Below are 18,664 nucleotides of genomic sequence, written 5' to 3'. Positions count from 1 at the left end.
CAGTCGACACCGCGACGTACCGCGATGTGAGGAGCCACGCCCGATGGACAGCCGCCGTCCCCCGCTCGCGCCCGCGTACCGGACTCTGCCCGAGTACGTACGGCACTGGGCCGAAACCACCCCGCACCGCAGGGCGTTCACGTTCGTCGACCACCCCGCCCCCGGCTCCCGTGGTGTGCACCGCACTCTGACCTGGCAGCGGCTGGATCTGCGCGTGCGGGCGTTGGCGGCCAGGCTCACGGAGCAGGCCGAACTCGGTGCGCGGGTAGCCCTGTTGTGCCCTCAGGGGACGGACTACATCGCCGGCTTTCTGGCGGCGCTGACCGCCGGGATGGTCGCCGTGCCGCTGTATCCGCCAGGTCTGCCGGGGCACGGTGACCGGCTCGTCGGGGTGTTGGGCGACGCGCGCCCGTCCGTCGTGATGACCACCGGCCGCACTTTGGAAGAGGTGACGGACTTCTGCGAGCGCGCGCAGGTGCCGGTCCTCGCGGCGGACCGGGTACCGGACTCCGCGGCCCTCAACTGGCAGGCACCCGCGCTGCATTCAGCCGCGACCGCCTACCTGCAGTACACCTCCGGGTCCACCCGCGCTCCGGCGGGCGTGGAGATCACCCACGCCAACGTCGTCGCCAACGCCCGCCAGGCGCTTGCCGCTTACGGCGCCGACGCGCATCCGGTGACGTGTGTGGGCTGGCTGCCGCTCTACCACGACATGGGGCTCGTGCTGAGCGTCGCGGCCCCTGTCGTACGGGGCCTGCCGTCGGTCCTCATGGACCCGGCCGCATTCCTGCACGAACCGGCGCGCTGGCTACGGCTGTTGGCCGCGCATCCGCGCGCGCTGAGTGCGGCGCCGAACTTCGCCTACGACTTCTGCGCCTCCGCCGTCACCGGGGCGCAGAAGGAGGGGCTGCGGCTGGACGGGGTCACCGCGTTGATCAACGGCAGCGAACCCGTCCGGCCCGGCACCGCCGACCGTTTCCACGCCGCGTTCGCCGCCCAGGGGCTCGCGGCGGAGGTGCACTGTCCGTCGTACGGGCTCGCCGAGGCCACCGTCTTCGTCAGCGCCGCCAGGCCCGGCCGACCGCTCGGCCGGTTCGCCCTCGACCGGGACGCCCTCGCCGCCGGGAAGGCCCTGCCCGCGCGGCCCGATGACCCCCGGGCCGTGCTACTGGCGGGCTGCGGAACGCCAGTTGGGCAGCGCGTGCGCATCGTCGATCCGGTCGCCCACGCCGTGCTGGCCGAGGGGGAGGTCGGGGAGATCTGGGTGCAGGGTCCCAATGCGGGGCGCGGTTACTGGAACAACCCGGCGCAGACCCGGCGCGTCTTCCGTGCCACGCTCGGCGAGGACGCGCCGGGTGACTGGCTGCGCACCGGCGACCTCGGGACCGTGCTGGACGGGCAGTTGATCGTCACCGGCCGGCTCAAGGACCTCATCGTCGTCGACGGCCGCAACCACTACCCGCAGGACGTGGAGGCCACCGCCCAGGACGCGCACGCGGCGGTACGGCGGGACCGGCTCGCCGCGTTCGGGGTGCCGGGCGGCGCGGGTGAGCGGGTGGTGCTGGTGGCCGAGCACGCGCGGACCACCAGCCTCGCCGACATCGACGTACCGGCCCTGACGCGGGCCGTGCGCGCGGCCGTCTCCGCGCGGCACGGGCTACGGCTCGCCGACGTCGTCCTGGTCGCCCCGGGCACCGTGCCCCGCACCTCCAGCGGCAAGGTGTCACGGGCCCTGACCCGCGCACGGTATCTCCAGGGTGTCTACGCGCCGGAGAGCGCGGGATGACGGCCGCCGACGAGAACGCGCTGCGCCGCCGGATAGCGGAACGGGTGGCCGAGTGGAACGGCACTCCGGTCCACGACGTCCCGCTGGACCGGCCGCTGGCCGACCTCGGCATGTCCTCGCGGAACGCGGTCGTGCTGGCGGGCGAGTTGTCGCTCCTGACGGGGCACGAGTTGCCTGCGACCCTGCTGTGGGAGGCACCGACCGTGGACGCGCTGGTGGCTCGACTGTGCGGTACCGCGGAGCGGCACGTCACGCAGGCCGCCCCCGTGCCGGTGGCGCCGGGCGAGCCCGTCGCGGTGATCGGGGTCGGTTGCCGGCTGCCCGGCGGGGTGCGCGGACCTGCCGACTACTGGCGCCTGCTGATCGACGGCGTCGACGCGATCAGACGCGTCCCCGAGGACAGATGGGGCGACTTCACGCCGTTCCCACCCCCCGAAACACCGTTGTACGGCGGCTACTTGGACGACATCGCCGGGTTCGACGCCGACTTCTTCCGCATCACCCCGCGCGAGGCCGCGGTGATGGACCCCCAGCAGCGGATCCTCCTGGAGGTCGTCCGCGAGACGCTCGACCACGCCGCCGTCCCCGCCACGGCCCTCGCGGGCACGGCCACCGGCGTCTACGTCGGCGTCTCGGCCCCGGAGTACGGCCGGCTCACCGGCGCCGACGCGAACGCCGTCGACCCCTGGGCCCCGGCGGGCGCGGCGCTGAGCGTGACGTCCGGCCGGCTGGCGTACGTCCTGGACACCCGCGGTCCCAACATGGCCGTGGACACCGCCTGTTCGTCCTCCCTCGTCGCCCTGCACCAGGCCTGCGTCGGCCTGCGCAGCGGCGAGACCGACACCGCTGTCGTCGCGGGCGTCAACGTCCTGCTGTCGCCCGCCGTCGGCGTCGCCTTCGCACGGGCGGGGGCACTCGCACCGGACGGCCGCTGCAAGCCGTTCTCCGCGGCGGCCGACGGCATCGGCCGCGGTGAGGGCTGCGCGGCGGTGCTGCTGAAGCGCCTGTCCGACGCGGAGCGGGACGGCGACCGTGTCCTCGCGGTCATCCGCGCCACCGCGGTCAACTCCGACGGCCGTTCCAACGGCCTGCTCGCCCCCAACCCCGCAGCGCAGCAAGCCCTGTTGGCCACGGCGTACGGGCGGGCCGGACTCTCTCCGGCCCACATCGACTACGTCGAGGCGCACGGCACCGGCACCCCGCTCGGCGACCCCATCGAGGCGGGCGCGCTCGGCGCGGTGCTGGGCACGGGCCGTGACCCCGAACAGCCCTTGCTGCTCGGCTCGGTGAAGGGGAACCTCGGTCACCTGGAATGCGCGGCCGGTCTCGCCGGCCTGGTGAAGACGGTCCTCGCCCTCCACCACGACCTCCTCCCACCGTCGCTGCACGGCACTCCGCTCGACGACGAACGGCTGCGCGTGGTCACCGAGCCCGAGCCATGGCCCCGCTACGGCGGTACGGCCACCGCCGGCGTCTCGGGCTTCGGGTTCGGCGGCACCAACGCCCATGCCGTGCTGGAGGAATGGCGGTCCGCGCCCCCGCCGGTCGAGGAGTCCGGCGCCCGCCTCCATCTCCTCTCGGACGTCGACGCCGCGCGGGTCCGCGACACCGCGACCCGTCTCGCGGCGTGGCTCCGCACGCCCGAGGGGAGCACCGCCAGCCCCGCCGACGTGGCACGCACGCTCGCGGGACGTGCGGGGCGCGGGCCGGTGCGCGGCGCCGTCGTCGCCCGCGACGGGCGCGAACTGGCCGACGCACTGGACGCGTTGGGGCAGGGCGGCCGGGATGTGCGGGTGGTGACCGGCGACCGGGATCTCGTGGGACGCGGTCCCGTGTGGGTGTTCTCCGGGTACGGCAGCCAGTGGACCGGCATGGGGCGTCAACTGCTCGTGGAGGAACCGGCCTTCGCCGCCGCCGTGGAGAAACTCGACGCACAGCTGGCCGACGTGTTCGGTTTCTCCCTCCACGACCACCTGGCCTCCGCCGGAGACCTCGATCCGCTCAATGTCTCCCAACCGGTCCTGTTCGGGGTGCAGTTGGCACTCGCCGAGCTGTGGCGGTCGTACGGTGTCGAACCGGCCGCGGTGATCGGCCACTCCCTCGGCGAGGTCGCCGCCGCCATCTGCGCGGGCGCGCTGGACGTGGCGGACGCGGCCCGGGTCGTCGCCGTACGGGCCCGGCTGCTCGGTCGACTGCACGGGGGTGCGATGGCCGTCGTCGACCTGCACGACGCCGAACTGCCTACGCTGGAGCGGGACTTCCCGGGTGTTCAGGTCGCCGTCCACTCCTCGCCCCGGCAGAAGGTCGTCACCGGTGACGAGATGGCGGTCGCCCGGCTGGTGCGCGGGCTGGAGGAGCGGGGGCGGGCCGCCCGGGCCATGCGGGTCGTCGGCGCCGGGCACTCGCCCCAGGTGGATCCGCTGCTGCCGGAGCTGATCGAGGCCCTCGCGGACGTCAGGGGCAGGCCTCCGCGCATCCCCGTCTACTCCACCGTCCTCGACGACCCGCGCGGCGCCTGCGAGTTCGGCGCCGGTCACTGGGCCGCCAACCTGCGCCGGCCGGTGCGTCTGGACCTGGCCCTCGCGGCAGCCGCGGCCGACGGCCACACCGCTTTCCTGGAAATCTCGCCGCACCCGGTACTGACCCGCTCCATCGCCGACAACCTGCCCGGCGCCCTCGCCCTCGGCACGCTGCGCCGCGATGCGGACGGATCCACCGCGTTCCTCTCGGAGTTGGGCGCCTTGTACGCGGCGGGGCTGGACCTGCCGCTGCCGTCCGGCCGGGTCATCGACCTTCCTCTTCCGCGCTGGCGGCACGTCCGGTACTGGTGGACCGACGGCCGAAGCCGCGTCACGGCGGGCCGGCCGACGGAGCCTGCCCCTGCCGTGGTGAGCACGCCTGCTTCGGTGGTCGCCCGCCTGAGTCACCACATCGCCACCGTCACCGGCCATCCGACGTCCCGCATCACACCCGCGACGGCGTTGGCCGACCTCGGCCTGGACTCCCTCATGGCCGTCCGTATCCGTACCGCCCTGGACCGCGAGTTCGGGATCGAACTGCACCTGCGCGACCTGTTCGACGCCACCACCGTCGACGCAGTGGCCGACCGGATCAGGCAGTTGACCGACGCGCCGGCCCCTCTCCGCACGCTCCACAAGGGCGGCACCCGTCCCCCGCTCTTCCTCTTCCACGCCGCCGGCGGCACCACCGACGTCTACCACGCACTCGCCCAGCGTCTGGGCGAAGACCGCCCGGTGCACGGCCTCGACCGGATCGAGGACGCCCGTACGGTGTCCGAGAAGGCGCGCCGCCACGCCGAGACGATCACCGCTCTCCATCCCAACGGGCCCTACGTGCTGGGTGGTTGGTCCTTCGGCGGGTTCGTCGCCCAGGAGACGGCACGTCAACTCACCGCCGCCGGACGGGACGTCGAACTCGTCGCGCTCATCGATTCCGTACGCCCCCTCCCCCAGCCCGGCCGCACCCCCGCCGACCGTATCCGCGCGCACCTCACGGGCTTCGCCCGGCACGTCGCCGACACGTACGGCGTCCAACTGCCCCTGCCCTACGACGATCTCGTGGCACTGGACGACGACCACGAGCGCATCGACCGCGTGCTGCGGGCCCTGCGCGGGGCCGTGCGGGTACCGCCCGCCGCGCTGGAGCACCAGCGTGCCTCCTACCTGGACCTGAGGATCGGCGAGGCACACCGTCCGGGCCGGTACGAGGGCCGGGTGGTCCTGTACCGGGCCGGCGAACCGGCTCCGCACACCGTGCGTGACCCGGCCTACGAACGGGACGACGAGGCGCTCGGCTGGGACGAGGTGTGCCCGCGTCTGACGGTCGTACCGGTGTCGGGGCATCACCTGTCGCTGCTCGACCCGCCGCACGTCGACGAGATCGCCGCCCATCTGCGGCGGGTGCTGGCCACGCCGGACGGACCCGCCGAACCAGCCTGAGGAGCCGCCATGTCGCACCACCACACCAGCGGACTGTCCCGACGCGCCGTCACCAGGGCCACCGCGGCCACGGGACTGGCCGTCCTGTTCGGCGCCACGGCCTCCGTCGGCCGCGCCCGCGCCGCGACGCGGGTCTCGGCGCGCACCTTCGACGTGTCCGTGTCCTCGCCCGCGCTGGGCCGCAGCGCACCGGTGCGGCTGATCCTGCCGTCGGACTTCGCCGCGCAGCCCGCCCGCACCTACCCCGTGCTCTATCTGCTGCACGGCGCGCACGACGACTACACGTCCTGGACCCGGGAGACGGACATCGAGGCCTTCACCGAGGGCCGCGAGCTGATCGTGGCGATGCCGGACGCGGGCCCCACCGGCATCCCCAGCACCTGGCGCGACGGCCCCGACTACGAGACCTTCCAACTCCAGGAGGTCCCGGCCCTGTTGGCCCGCGACTACCGGGCGTCCGGCGTTCGGGCCGTCGCCGGGGTGTCCACCGGCGGCTACGGCGCGATGGCGCACGCGGCCCGCCACCCGGGCGCGTTCACCGCCGCCGCGTCCTACAGCGGCATCCTCGACACCACGGCCCCCGGAGTGCCCTCCCTCGTGGCCGCCATCGTGGCCCGCGAGAACCTGACGCCCCGCTCCCTCTGGGGCAACCCCCTGCTGGACGCGCTGACTTGGCGTGCGTTCAACCCGCGCGCCCAGGCCGCCGGACTGCGCGGCACACCCCTGTACGTGTCCAACGGCAGTGGTGTGGCCGGAGGTTCGGGTGACTGGCTGCCCGAGGCGCTGGAGAGTCTGCTGTGGCCCTCCGCGCACAGTTTCACCGGCATCCTCGCGCTGCTCGGCATTCCGGTCACCGCGCACTTCTACCCGGGAGGAGGACACAGCTGGGCCTACTGGAAAGGGGAGTTCACGGCCTCCTGGCCGATGCTCGCCGGTGCGCTGGGGCTGCCGGAGTGATGTCGGTGCAGCCGGGGCACGGAACGGAGCGCAGGGGACGACCGTCCAACACGGGACGTCCCCCTCGTCCCACGGGCAACAGTCCGTGGGCGAGCCGCCTCCGGGGGAAAGGAGTGTCCGTCGTGGCTGTCCCCACCCCGCGCGGAGTACCCGTCGATCCCGGAACCACCTCGGTTCCGCCCGAGCTGGCCGAGCTGCTGCGCGTCCAACTGCCGCGCGTCGCCGACGAGGTGGAGGAGGAGGTCCGCAGACAGGTGCCCGAGTACGGGCTGCCGTCCGGCGGGATCTACCGCGAGAACCTCAGGGCCGGTGTGGTGCAGGCGCTCACCCTGTTCATCGACCACATCGCGGACCCGCGTGACCAGCGGGCCGCGATGGCCACGACGTACTACGAACTCGGGCGTGGCGTGGCCCTGGAGGGCCGCAGCCTGGACTCCGTGCAGTCCGCGTTACGGGTGGGCGGGCTGCACGCCTGGCGGCTGATGGGCCGTACGGCGGAGGAACTCGGCCTGGACTCCCAGGTGGTGGCCGCGCTGGGCGAGTTGGCGTTCCGGACCGTGCACGAGGTCGCGGAGGCGGCAGCGGCCGGTTACGCGGAGGCGCGGTCGAGCAGCGCGGACGAGTTGGAGCGGCGGCGCGGACGGCTGCTCGATCTGCTGCTGGGCGAGGGGCCGGTGTCCCCGGAGGCGGTGCAGGAGTTGGCGCACGGAGCACGGTGGCGGGTGCCTTCGCAGGTCGCCGTGGTCGCGCTGGCGGGCCCGGCGGACCCGCGCGCGGACGACCGGCCGCCGGCGATGCCCGGCGCGCTGGCGGACATGGAGTCACGGCCGCCGCGGGTGCTGGTGCCGGACCCGGAGGGCTACGGCCGGTTCGGCGGCCGGTCGTTCGTCCTCGGCCTGGCCGGCCGCCCGGCGGCGATCGGTCCCACGGTCCCGGTGACCGAGGCCGCCCGGTCGTTGCGCTGGGCCACGCGGGCGCTGGGGCTGATGGGCCGCGGGGTGCTGCCCCGGCAGGGCGTGGTGCTGTGCGCCGACCATCTGTCGACCCTGCTGCTGCACAGCGACGAGCCGCTGCTCGCCCAGTTGGAGGCACGGGTCCTCGCGCCGCTCGACGCCGCGTCCGAGGGCCAACGGGCCCGGCTGGCCGAGACGTTGCTCGCCTGGCTGCTCAGCGGCAGCAACGTCCCCGACGTCGCCGCCCGGCTCCACGTCCACCCCCAGACGGTCCGCTACCGCCTGCGCCAACTGGAAAAGCTCTTCGGCGAGTCCCTGCACGATCCCGAGACCCGCCTGAACCTGATTCTCGCCCTGCGCTCCGCGGCGTCGCGAGAAGAGGGCGACGACTCACGCGCCGACAAAAACAGAGGGAACTTCTGAATTCTCGTCCATAACACCCGCCACGGGTACGCGAATACCTTCGGGATGTCCTTTCCACAGGCGCTTCACGCGCCCCACCCTCAAAGGATTCCCATGCGTATCCGCTTATGCCTCGCCGCGCTCTCACTGGTCGGCGGAGCCGGGCTGGCCACCCTCACCTCACCCACGGCATCGGCCGCCACCTGCTCGGACATCGACGTCGTGGCGGCTCGCGGCACCTTCGAGCCGGGCACACTCGGCCTGATCGTCGGCGACCCGGTGTTCTCCGCACTCCAGCAGAAAATCACGGGAAAGAGCCTTTCCAGCTATGCGGTGAACTATCCCGCCGACCTTTCCCTGACATCAGCCGCGCAGGGAAACGCAGATGCGGTGAACCATGTGAACGCGCAGGCCGCCGCCTGCCCGGATCAGCGTTTCGTTCTCGTCGGGTATTCGCAGGGCGCGAATGTCATCGACAACTCCATAGGGATCAGCAGCGACGGTGCGGTGGTCGGCAGTCCGATCGTGGCGACCCTCCCTGCCGCGGTCGAGCCGAAGGTCGCCGCGGTGCTGCTGTTCGGCAACCCGATCCGGGCCCTCGGCAAGAGCGTCACCGGCACCTATCAGAGCCGCACCATCGACTTCTGCGCCGACGGTGACCCCATCTGCCAGAACGGCGGAACGGACGTGGGGGCGCACCTCGGCTACACCGCCGACGCCGACGCGGCGGCGACGTTCGCCGCGGGCAGGATCTGAGCCGTAACAGCATTGCAGGGCCCGGGAGTTGATCCTCCTGGGCCCTGCCGGTGTGCGGGAACGGCGCTGCGGGGACGGCTACTTGGGTGACCGGGCGAACGCCGCGAGGCTGCTGGAGACGACCTCGGGCCGGCCGTCGTTCTGGACGGGTGCCGCGGTCAGCACGTCGAGGTGCTGGTAGCCGGGGGCGATCACGGGGTGCAGGTCGGCCGGGATGTGTCCGGCGAGCAGGCCGTCGCCGGCGAGCACGGTGAGTGTGGGGTTGGCCGTCAACCCACCCGGGTGGACGAGGAGTTGCTTCACCTGGGGTGAGGTGGCCAGCTCGATGTCGGTGACCAGCTTGGTCGGGAAGTACTGCTCGGTGAAGTCCAGCGGCTGCTCCCCCATACTGCGGGCCAGCTCGTGGATGTCGGTGACCTCCTTGGAGGCGTTGGTGAACGGGGTGCCGTCGGCCGACCGGTACCCGGGGTCGTCGGCGTCCCCGACACGGTCGTAATTGCGCCAGGTGTAGAGCGGCCCGTGCGGCTGGGCCGGGATGGCCTTGTACTCGACGCCGAACAACTGCGACTGGTCCGAACTGCCGTTGGCGGCAGGGAAGTTCTTGTCGACGATGGGCCCGCCGTCGAAGAAGCCGACGCTGCTCTGCAGGAAGGCCAGGGGCACGGAGTTGTCGTCCATCAACGACCCGAGCACCGCGTCGTTCGTGAGCCGGAAGTCCTTCACCGCGGGTGAGCCGGTGAGGAACGTGGCGGCGTCCTTGGAGAACAGGAAGCGGTTCGTGGCCTCGATGTTGACGTTGGAGGGCAGATAGGACGGCAGGTCCGCCTCACCGTCCGGGTTCTGTACGGCGCCCAGGCCGGCGATGGCGAGCAGGATCATGGTCTCGGGGTTCAGCAGCACGGGCGCGGACAGCGAGCGGGACAGGACGCCGCTGTCGAGCCCGGCCTGGACGACCGCGTAACCGAGCCCGATGTCAGGCAGGTTGGTGTCGTCCGGGATGCTGCCGCTCAGGTCTGTCAGGTCGGTGGAGATCGTGGTGTCGAGGGCGAAGTAGCCGGCGCACTGCTTCTGTCCGGCGTCGGCCGTGGTGGCCGGGTTGCCGTCGAAGTCGGCCGCCGCGAAGTACCCGGTGATCACGCCACCGAGTGAGTGCCCGCCGCACAGCACCTTGTTCTTGCGCAGGGTCGGGTCGGGCAACTCGGCCACGAGCAGATCGTATTCGTCGCGGACGGTCTGCTCGATGCCGAGCCTGGCCATCCAGCCGAGCTGGTCGTTGCCGACGAACCCGGCGAAGGTCCGGCCGCCGACGGCCTTGCCCCGGTAGTAGTAGTCGACGGCCGTGTGCTGGTCGCCGGAGGCGATACCGGTCGGATCCTCAAGGCAGTTGGAGCGTCGGTCCAGGGCCCAGAACTCGATGTGCCGCCCCTGCGCGGCGGCTTGGGCGACCGTGTCGCGGGCGACGCTGTCGAACGCTCCGGCTCCCTCCAGGATGCCCGGCTGGGCGACGAGGATCCGGTCGGCGTCGGCCGACGCGCTCGGCCCGTCGGCGGCGCGGTAGCGCAGATACGACAGCCAGTCGCACGCCGCCGGACGGGCACCGAACGACTGCGGTAACGGCACTTTCACCCGCACCACCGACTCGACCACACCGTCGGCGGGATGCGTCGACGCGACCGGGGTCTCGGTGCGGGCGCTCTCTCCCTGGGCCTGTGGGGCGGCCACGGTGAGCGCGCCCGCGGTCAACAACACCGCGAGCGCGCCACCGCGCCACGAACTTCCTTTGCTGCGACTCGTGTTCATGGCCGGACCGTAGGACGGCCGGGACCGCGGGATCAGGCAGTGCTCACAAGAACGCAGCGTGCGACGGCGCCCTTGTCACCGGCCCGCAGAGAACAGCCGACGCGATCAGGCGTCCTTGATTGTCGCGGTGACGGGCGTGCCGGTCTCGACCGTACGGCTCACCGTGCACAGCCGCTCGTGGGAGACCGTGACCGCTCGGGGCAGGATGGCGCGGGCCCGGTCCCCGGCCTCGCCGTCCGGGAAGGTCACAGCGAAGGTGACCGCGAGGTCGGTCATCCGGTTGCCGAGCTCGTCGCTGACCTTGTTGCCGGTCACGGTGACGGTGAACCCGTCCGGCTCAGTGTGCCGAGTGGTGGCGACATCGACGTCGGCCGCGGTGCAGCCCCCGATCGCGGCGAGCAGCAGCTCGACGGGGGTGAACTCGGTGCCGCCGTCGGCCGCGGTACCGAAGTCGATCGTGCCGCCGCGGGCGTTGGTCACGGTGAACCGGCCGGGGCCGGTGCGGTCGACGGTGACGAGGCGCAGGGAGTTTTCGCTCATGGCGGAGATCCTTCCAGAGAGCTCCGCCGGATCTCGACGTCCACCAGTGCGGGCAGGGCGTGTCCGCGCTGCCCGCACCGGCCGGTTCAGGAGACCTGCGAGGCGTCGACGAGGACGACGCGGTGGTTGTACTGGATCGTGTAGTACTTGGCCGCGCCGGTGACGTAGGTGTCACCCGAGACGAAGAAGTCGTCGGCGCTGACCGGGGGTTGGGTGGCGACGTAGGCCTGGCCCGCCGGGAAGGCGTAGAGGGTCAGGGGTTTCTGCGTGGACGGGGACAGGCCGGAGGGGTACTCCGATGCCTGTGGGTAGCCGGAGCCGTAGAGGGTCGCGGCCTGGTCGCCGGAGTGGACGACGACGGCGTCCGGTGCGGCGCAGGTGTTGGCGCCGCCGGGGTTGTAGAACCACACCTTCGCACCGCTGAACCAGATGGCGGTCCAGTCTCCGTCGACGTCGGCGACCACGAACTGCTGGCCGGCCGAGACGGTGCTGCCCCAGTCGTGGATCGAGTCGGTGCCCGCGCTGACGCCGGGGTGGATGGCCGGGTCGGCGAACAGGGGCGCGTCTGCACTGGCGGCGGTGCGCACGGGAAGGAAGTTCGAGGGTGCGGTGCTGTCGGTGCACGCGGTGGTGGCGCCGGTGGGATCGTCGGCCGGGCAGACCTGGACGGTCTGCTGGTTGGTCGAGAAGTCAGGGCTGATGGTGACCGCCGAACCCACCGTCGGGACGCGTCGGGCGGCGCTGTCCGCACGGGCCGCGTTCGCCGGGGCGAGCATGTTCATGAAGGCCGTCCAGTCCCAGTAGGGGCCGGGGTCCCAGTGCATGCCCGCGAGGTAACTGTCCCGCGGGCCGGGCACGTTGTCGTGACCGATGATGTGCTCGCGGTCGAGCGGTATGTCGAACTTCGCGGCGAGGTACTTCACCAGATCGGCCGTCGCCAGGTACTGCGTCTGCGAGTACCAGGTGGCACCGTGCGCGGCGTAGCCCTCGTGCTCGATGCCGATCGAGTGCATGTTGAACCAGTAGTTGCCGGCGTGGAACGCGATGTCCTTGGTGTGCGTCATCTGCGTCACGGCACCGTCCGAGGCCCGCATGACGTAGTGCGCCGAGTCGCCGGAACCCGCTGTCTGGAAGGTCGCGATCGCGGCGTCGTAGGACGACTCGGTGTCGTGCAGGACGATGTACTTGATCTGCACCCCGTCGCCCGGCCGGCCCGCCACCTGTCCGTTGGAGGCGGCCGCGGCGAGGAAGGTGCAGTCCACCGTGGCCGGGCACTCCGTGTCGGTGGCCGTCGCGGCGGCCTTCAGCTTCAGTTCGGACAGCTGCCCGGTCTCCGGGTGGACCGCGCGCTGCGCCGCGAGCCGGACGTGCTGTCCGTCGACGGTGGTGCGCGAGGCGCCCGAGGACACGGTCCTGAAGACACGGTCGGCGAAGAGCTGTGCGGCCTTCCTGTCCGACGACTGGCTGTACTTGGCCACCGCTCCGTACCAGTCGGCCGGGTCGGCGGATCCCTTCCCCGTCAACTCCTTCTGGTACGAGGCCAGTAGAGCGGCACCCGCTCGGATGTTCTCGCCGTCGTCGGTGCGCAGCTTCGCCGCCGGGGTGCCGGTGAGGTCGGCCGCCGCGTCGAGGGTGTGCAGGGCCGGGTCGGACGTCAGCTCGGCGAGGTCACCGCGGCCGGCGGCACCGGTCGCGCCCCCGGACACCATCTTGGCGGTGACGTCCGTCAGGTTCATCGGACCGTATCCGCCCGAGGTGTTGTACTGCCCGTCGTGGTCGTCCCACTGCGACTCCTGGTACGACACGGCCAGGAGCACGGGCAGCGGTACGCCGAACTCCCTGGCCGCGTCGGCGAAGGAGGACTGCCGGTCGGCGGCGGAGGTCTGGGCGGCCTGCGCCATCGACGGCAGAGCGGCGAGACAGCCTGCGGTCACGATGCCACCGGCCAGGATCCCGGCCAGCACCTTCCGGGGGGATCTTCTACGCGAGGATTGCTGCAAGGATCTTCCCTTGTACGTATTGCCCTGATGCAGACGTGCGGTGCGACGCCTGCGCGAACCACTATGCGGAAGCCTCTCGCATCATCGCTCGTACTTCACAACTTCCTTTGCCCGCAAGGGAGTCGGCGGCGCACCGTGGCGGCCGACGCCGGATGCGTCGCGTGTCCCGACGGCCTCCACGCCGCCCGCACTTCGCAAGATGCGCACCAAGAGCCGTACAACTTATCCCCAACAACAGGTGTCTGTTTGGGCAACAACACTTGTCCCGGGGGGGATGTTTTGATCAAGGTCAGCGTTGTCGTGCCCATTTACAACGCCGGTTCCTACGTGGACCGTTGCGCACCCTCACTCGTCAACCAGAGCCTCGGCGCCGACGCGTACGAGGTCGTGTACGTCGATGACGGGTCGACGGACGACTCGGCCGAACGCCTCGGACGGCTGGCCGAGGCGCATGCGCACGTCCGGGTCTTCCGGCAGGAGAACTCCGGCTGGCCGGGCAAGCCGCGGAACGTGGGGGTCGACCGGGCCAGGGGGAAGTACGTCCAGTTCGTCGACCAGGACGACGAGTTGTCGTACGAGGCGCTGGAACGGCTGTACGCCATGGCGGAGCGCAACAGGTCGGACATCGTGCTGGGCAAGGTCCACGGCACGATGCAGGGGCCCAGCAATGTGTTCAAGCGGACGGTCGAGCGGTGCACCGCCGCCGACGCACCGCTCTTCGAGAGCCTGACGCCGCACAAGATGTTCCGCCGGGACTTCCTCCAGGAGCACGGGATCCGTTTCCCGGAGGGGCGGGTCAGGCTGGAGGACCAGTTGTTCATGGCCCGCACCTACGTGCGGGCCAAGACGGTGTCGATACTCGGCAACTACCCCTGCTACCAGTGGAATCGGCGTGAGGACGGCGGCAACAACAGCAGCCGCCGGATCACCGCCGACGACTACTACGGCCACCTCGGCAAGGTCGTCGAGGCGATCAAGGAGGGCACCCGGCCGGGCGACCTCCAGGACCGGCTGCTGCGCCGCTCGTACCGTGTGGAGCTGCTGCGCCCGGTGAGCGAACCGCGGGTACTCCGGCGTACCGGGAAGGACCTGGAGGAATACTTCACCACCGTCCGCCGAATGGCGATGACGAGCTATCCGCCGGGGGTACGCGAAGGACTCCCGGCGATCAGCCGGCTGCGGGCGGAGCTGCTCGTGCAGGACCGGCTGGACTCCCTGGTCGAACTCGCCCGCCGCACCGAGCAGATCAGGGCGCACGTCGAGGTGGACGACATGCGCTGGCGGAACGACAAGCTGGTGATCCGGACCCGGATCGGCATGGTCCGTGCCGACGGCGAGCCGCTGACCGTCGTGGAGCGTGGCGGACGGATGCTGCTCGACCCCGAACTCCTCGACGGCATCAGGGGAGCGGAGGGCTGGGAGGTTCCCGACCCCTTCACGCACGCGCACGGCGAACTCATCGTTCACGACACCACCCACAACCACTGGTGGTACCCCGACGGGGAGTTGGCACCCGCGCTGGAACCGCTCGGCGGGGGCCGCCACCGGGTCGTGGTCACCGGCGAGACGGTCATCGACCCGCTGACGCTCACCGGCGACGAGCCCATGGCCCCCGGCGCCCACCAGGTCTGGGCCAGCGCACAGGTGCTCGGCGTCGGCCGCCGCCCCCGGCTGGCCCCCGCCCGGGACCGCACCCGCGTCTCCCTCGGCACGGTCGCCGTCGGCGCACCCCCGCGCCTCGTCTCCCCCACCTGGGCCGGGCCCGGCGGCCAGCTCCGACTCACCGTCAGCGGCCCCGGCCGGATCGGCCCCACCCGCCGCCTCCTGCTGCGAACCACCGCCGACCACCGCATCCGCCACAGCGTCCGCGAGCTGTTGCGCCACCTTCCGCCCGGCATGCGCCGACACATCCGCGCCACCGCCCACTGGGCCGACGGCTGGCTGCTGCGGTAGAGCGGGGGTGAGTGCGGGGCGGGTGGCGCCACTGTCGCCACCCGCCCCTGGGCACCGTCCCGGCACTGGCTCACCAGCAGGTCCACGTCACGGCCCGGCTCACCCCAGGAAACTCAGCCGCACCTGACGGTTGGGATTGTCCCGGTTCGTATCGACCAGACACACCGACTGCCACGTCCCCAGCTCCAGCCGCCCGCCCAGCACCGGCAGCGTCGCGTGCGGCGGTACGAAGGCCGGGAGGACGTGGTCGCGGCCGTGGCCGGGGCTGCCGTGGCGGTGCTGCCAGCGGTCGTCGGCGGGGAGGAGGGTGTGCAGGGCGGCGAGGAGGTCGTCGTCGCTGCCGGCGCCCGTTTCGAGGATCGCGACGCCCGCGGTGGCGTGGGGAACGAAGATGTTGAGGAGGCCGTCACGGCCGGCCGCCGCCTCCCGCAGGAAGGCCTCGCAGTCGCGGGTCAGGTCCATGACCCGCTCCTTGGAACCGGTGGCGACGCTCAGTACACGGGTGGTGAAGGCAGCTGGCATGCACCCATCCTGACCCATACGTCGGCTCCCCCACCCGATCCATCGCCCGGCCTGTGATACGAGAGGTCCAGTCCGCGAGACACCGTTGACCGTGCCACGCCATCTGACCTATTTTCGGCCGCATGTTGCGTTCAGTTCTGCTCACCACGCGCGGTCACATCGACCTGCTGCGGGTGGCTTCCGCCGCGTGTCGCCGCGGCTGCTGACGTCTTCTTCCGCCTCACCCCTTCCTTTTTTCTGCGCTCCGCCGCGTCCGTGCACATCGTCGTGACGCGGCGGCGTTGAGGCGTATCCCCCACCTCACCGGCCGCTCTCCTCCCGTGGAGCACCCATGAGCATCAGCCATGCCCCGCCCGACTCTTCCTGGCCCGATATTTCCCCTATATCCGCTTCGAAGGCCGACGCGGACGAGCCTTCCGCGCTCGATCTCGTCCCCCTCGTCCCCACCTCCTCGCGCCGCACCCGTGTCCCCCGCTGGCTGCGCCGCACCACCGGCCCGCTCGTGCTGCTCGCGCTGTGGCAACTCCTCAGCAGCACAGGGGTGTTGGCTTCCGACGTACTCGCCTCACCCGGGCGGATCGCCCAGGTCGGCTGGGACCAGATCGACAGCGGCTCGCTGACCTCGGCCATGGCCACCTCGTTGCAGCGGGTCGCCATCGGGCTACTCCTCGGCACCGTCATCGGCACCGGACTCGCCCTCGTCTCCGGTCTGTTCAGGATCGGCGAGGACCTGGTCGACGCCCCTGTGCAGATGCTGCGGACCGTCCCCTTCGTAGGGCTCATCCCGCTGTTCATCATCTGGTTCGGCATCGGCGAGGCCCCCAAGGTCGCCATCATCACGCTGGGGGTGACCTTCCCGCTCTACCTCAACGTCTACGCCGGAATCCGGGGCGTGGACAGCCAGTTGATCGAGGCCGGGGAGTCGCTCGGGCTGTCCCGCTGGGGACTCGTACGGCATGTGGTACTGCCGGGGGCGCTGCCCAACGCGATGACCGGGCTGCGCTACTCCCTCGGTATCGCCTGGCTGGCGCTCGTCTTCGCCGAGCAGATCAACGCGGACGCCGGGATCGGCTTCCTCATGGTGCAGGCGCGGGACTTCCTGCAGACCGACGTGATCGTGGTCTGCCTGATCGTCTACGCGTTCCTCGGCCTGCTGGCCGACTTCGTCGTCCGAACCCTCGAAAGGCTGTTGCTGCAATGGCGACCGACGTTCACGGGCCGGTGACCACCCAACCGGTGACGCAATCACCGGTGACCTCGCAGGCGGTGCGGGTGGAGGGGCTGACGCGCTCCTTCGAGGGCCGTCCCGTCATCGACAAGCTCCAACTCGACGTACAACAGGGCGAGTTCGTGGCGCTGCTCGGCCGCAGCGGCTGCGGCAAGTCCACGTTGCTGCGCATCCTCGCCGGGCTCGACCGGGACATCGAGGGCACCGTCCTCGTACCGCGTCGCAAGGCCGTCGCGTTCCAGGCACCCCGGCTGATGCCGTGGAAGAAGGTGTGGCGCAACGTCCTGCTCGGACTCCCCGGCAGACCCGAACGGGCCGTGGCGGAAAAGGCGTTGGCGGAGGTCGGACTCGGTGACCACGCCGACGCCTGGCCCAAGACGCTGTCCGGCGGTGAGGCCCAGCGTGCCTCGCTGGCCCGCGCCCTGGTGCGCGAACCCGATCTGCTGCTGCTCGACGAGCCGTTCGGGGCGCTCGACGCGCTCACCCGCATCAAGGCCCAGCGACTGGTGGGCGAGCTGTGGCAACGGCGGGGCTGCGCCGTCCTGTTGGTGACCCACGACGTCGAGGAAGCCGTCCTGCTCGCGGACCGTGTCCTGGTGATGGACAACGGCGTCATCGCGCACGAGCGGCACATCGACCTCGACCGGCCGCGCGACATCACCGATCCCCGGTTCGCCGAACTCCGCGCCGGACTCCTGGAACGCCTCGGCGTCGACACGGCCGCCGAAGCTGCCTGAACTCCCCCACACGTCAACCCAGTTACCGAGAACGGAACATCCGTCATGCGACGACGCCTCGTCCCCGCCGCCCTGCTCCTCCCCTTCGCCCTCCTGCTCACCGCCTGCGGCGGGAACTCGGCCGCCGAGACCTCGACGGGAACCGACGGCAAGGGCTCCCTCACGCTCAACGTCGGTGACCAGAAAGGCGGTTCGGAGGCGGTGCTGCGGGCAGCCGGTGAACTCAAGAACCTGGACTACAAGATCAAGTGGTCCACGTTCACCTCCGGCCCGCCCCTGCTGGAGGCCGTCAACGCCAAGGCCGTCGACATCGGCGGCGTCGGCAACACCCCGCCGGTGTTCGCGGCGGGCGCCAACTCCAAGATCACGGTGGTGGCCGCCTGGCACGGCAACTCCCAGGGCGAGGCCATCCTCGTACCGAAGGACTCCAAGCTGACCAAGCCCGAGCAGCTCAGGGGCAAGTCCATAGCCGTGGCGCAGGGTTCGTCCGCGCACTTCCAGCTGATCGCCTCCCTCAAGGCGGCCGGGCTCACCCTGAACGACGTCAAGGTCAAGTACCTGCAGCCGGCCGACGCGCTGGCCGCGTTCACCAGCGGCAAGGTGGACGCGTGGACGGTCTGGGACCCCTACACCTCACAGGTCCTCCAGGCGAAGCAGGGCCGCATCCTGACGACCGGTCAGGGTCTGGTCAACGGGCTCAACTTCCAGGTGGCGGCGCTCTCCGCCCTCAAGGACAGCAAGAAGGCCGCCGCCATCAAGGACTATCTGGAGCGGCTGCGGCGCGCCCAGGACTGGGTCTACGACCACCCCGAGGCGTGGGCCAAGGTGTGGGCGAAGGACACCGGGCTGCCGTACGCGGTGGCACTGGCCTCGGTGAAGCGGACCAACGCCTCCCGGGTCGCGGTCGCCGTCGACACGTCGCTGATCGCCTCCGAGCAGCAGATCGCGGACACCTTCACCGGTCTGAAGCTCATTCCGCGCAAGGTCGACTTCGCCAAGTTCGTCGACACCCGCTTCAACGGCAGCCTTCCGACCTCGACGACCGCGCCGCGCGTCTACAAGGAGAAGTGA

The 18,664-nt window shown here is 71.3% G+C and carries 14 protein-coding genes; 10 read left to right on the top strand and 4 right to left on the bottom strand.

Annotated elements, in window-relative coordinates; all coding sequences use genetic code 11:
- Positions 1-43: 43 nt before the first annotated feature.
- The 5 genes from AB0I69_RS00810 to AB0I69_RS00790 all read left to right on the top strand — a co-directional run bounded on the left by AB0I69_RS00810 (position 44) and on the right by AB0I69_RS00790 (position 8,813).
- Positions 44-1,786 (top strand): fatty acyl-AMP ligase, encoded by a 1,743-nt coding sequence (locus AB0I69_RS00810; protein ID WP_363093292.1) that lies wholly within the window; start codon positions 44-46, stop codon positions 1,784-1,786.
- The gene (locus AB0I69_RS00805; RefSeq protein ID WP_363093291.1) at positions 1,783-5,745 is read left to right on the top strand and encodes an acyltransferase domain-containing protein; all 3,963 of its coding nucleotides are present in this window, start codon (positions 1,783-1,785) and stop codon (positions 5,743-5,745) included. The genes AB0I69_RS00810 and AB0I69_RS00805 overlap by 4 nt, the downstream gene beginning before the upstream one ends.
- A gap of 9 nt (positions 5,746-5,754) precedes the next feature.
- Positions 5,755-6,702, top strand: a complete 948-nt coding sequence (locus AB0I69_RS00800; RefSeq protein ID WP_363093290.1) for an alpha/beta hydrolase family protein — start codon at positions 5,755-5,757, stop codon at positions 6,700-6,702.
- A 122-nt stretch (positions 6,703-6,824) separates the two neighbouring features.
- Positions 6,825-8,078: a helix-turn-helix domain-containing protein gene (locus tag AB0I69_RS00795; protein ID WP_363093289.1), complete on the top strand. Its 1,254-nt coding sequence runs from the start codon at positions 6,825-6,827 to the stop codon at positions 8,076-8,078.
- A 93-nt stretch (positions 8,079-8,171) separates the two neighbouring features.
- A complete protein-coding gene (locus AB0I69_RS00790; RefSeq protein ID WP_363093288.1) occupies positions 8,172-8,813 on the top strand; it encodes a cutinase family protein in 642 nt (213 codons plus the stop codon).
- 78 nt (positions 8,814-8,891) lie between these two features.
- Here the strand turns inward: AB0I69_RS00790 and AB0I69_RS00785 are convergent, their stop codons facing one another.
- From AB0I69_RS00785 to AB0I69_RS00775, 3 genes are all read right to left on the bottom strand, one after another.
- On the bottom strand, positions 8,892-10,613 hold the full coding sequence (locus AB0I69_RS00785; RefSeq protein WP_363093287.1) for a hypothetical protein: 1,722 nt from the start codon (positions 10,611-10,613) through the stop codon (positions 8,892-8,894).
- A gap of 105 nt (positions 10,614-10,718) precedes the next feature.
- Positions 10,719-11,153 carry an OsmC family protein gene (locus tag AB0I69_RS00780; RefSeq protein ID WP_363093286.1) on the bottom strand — a complete coding sequence of 145 codons (435 nt, stop codon included), beginning with the start codon at positions 11,151-11,153 and terminating at the stop codon, positions 10,719-10,721.
- 86 nt (positions 11,154-11,239) lie between these two features.
- Positions 11,240-13,054, bottom strand: a complete 1,815-nt coding sequence (locus tag AB0I69_RS00775) for an N-acetylmuramoyl-L-alanine amidase (protein ID WP_363094139.1) — start codon at positions 13,052-13,054, stop codon at positions 11,240-11,242.
- A gap of 399 nt (positions 13,055-13,453) precedes the next feature.
- On the opposite strand from AB0I69_RS00775, the gene AB0I69_RS00770 reads away from it, so the two are divergent.
- Positions 13,454-15,106: a glycosyltransferase family A protein gene (locus tag AB0I69_RS00770; protein WP_363093285.1), complete on the top strand. Its 1,653-nt coding sequence runs from the start codon at positions 13,454-13,456 to the stop codon at positions 15,104-15,106.
- Positions 15,107-15,205: 99 nt separating this feature from the next.
- Here the strand turns inward: AB0I69_RS00770 and AB0I69_RS00765 are convergent, their stop codons facing one another.
- Positions 15,206-15,628, bottom strand: coding sequence for a YjbQ family protein (locus AB0I69_RS00765; RefSeq protein WP_363093284.1), 423 nt, complete (start codon positions 15,626-15,628; stop codon positions 15,206-15,208).
- A gap of 122 nt (positions 15,629-15,750) precedes the next feature.
- On the opposite strand from AB0I69_RS00765, the gene AB0I69_RS00760 reads away from it, so the two are divergent.
- The 4 genes from AB0I69_RS00760 to AB0I69_RS00745 all read left to right on the top strand — a co-directional run bounded on the left by AB0I69_RS00760 (position 15,751) and on the right by AB0I69_RS00745 (position 18,664).
- A complete protein-coding gene (locus tag AB0I69_RS00760; protein ID WP_350495123.1) occupies positions 15,751-15,834 on the top strand; it encodes a putative leader peptide in 84 nt (27 codons plus the stop codon).
- 125 nt (positions 15,835-15,959) lie between these two features.
- Complete coding sequence (locus AB0I69_RS00755) at positions 15,960-16,853, top strand: ABC transporter permease (RefSeq protein ID WP_363093283.1); 894 nt, start codon at positions 15,960-15,962, stop codon at positions 16,851-16,853.
- Complete coding sequence (locus AB0I69_RS00750; RefSeq protein WP_363093282.1) at positions 16,826-17,593, top strand: ABC transporter ATP-binding protein; 768 nt, start codon at positions 16,826-16,828, stop codon at positions 17,591-17,593. Before AB0I69_RS00755 ends, AB0I69_RS00750 begins: the two co-directional genes overlap by 28 nt.
- Before the next feature lie 45 nt (positions 17,594-17,638).
- Positions 17,639-18,664, top strand: coding sequence for an ABC transporter substrate-binding protein (locus AB0I69_RS00745; protein ID WP_363093281.1), 1,026 nt, complete (start codon positions 17,639-17,641; stop codon positions 18,662-18,664).

The sequence above is a fragment of the Streptomyces sp. NPDC050508 genome (assembly GCF_040655155.1).
Lineage (GTDB): Bacteria > Actinomycetota > Actinomycetes > Streptomycetales > Streptomycetaceae > Streptomyces.
The sequence above is the reverse complement of the archived record's forward strand: the minus strand, read 5'-3'. Positions and strand labels throughout refer to the sequence as shown.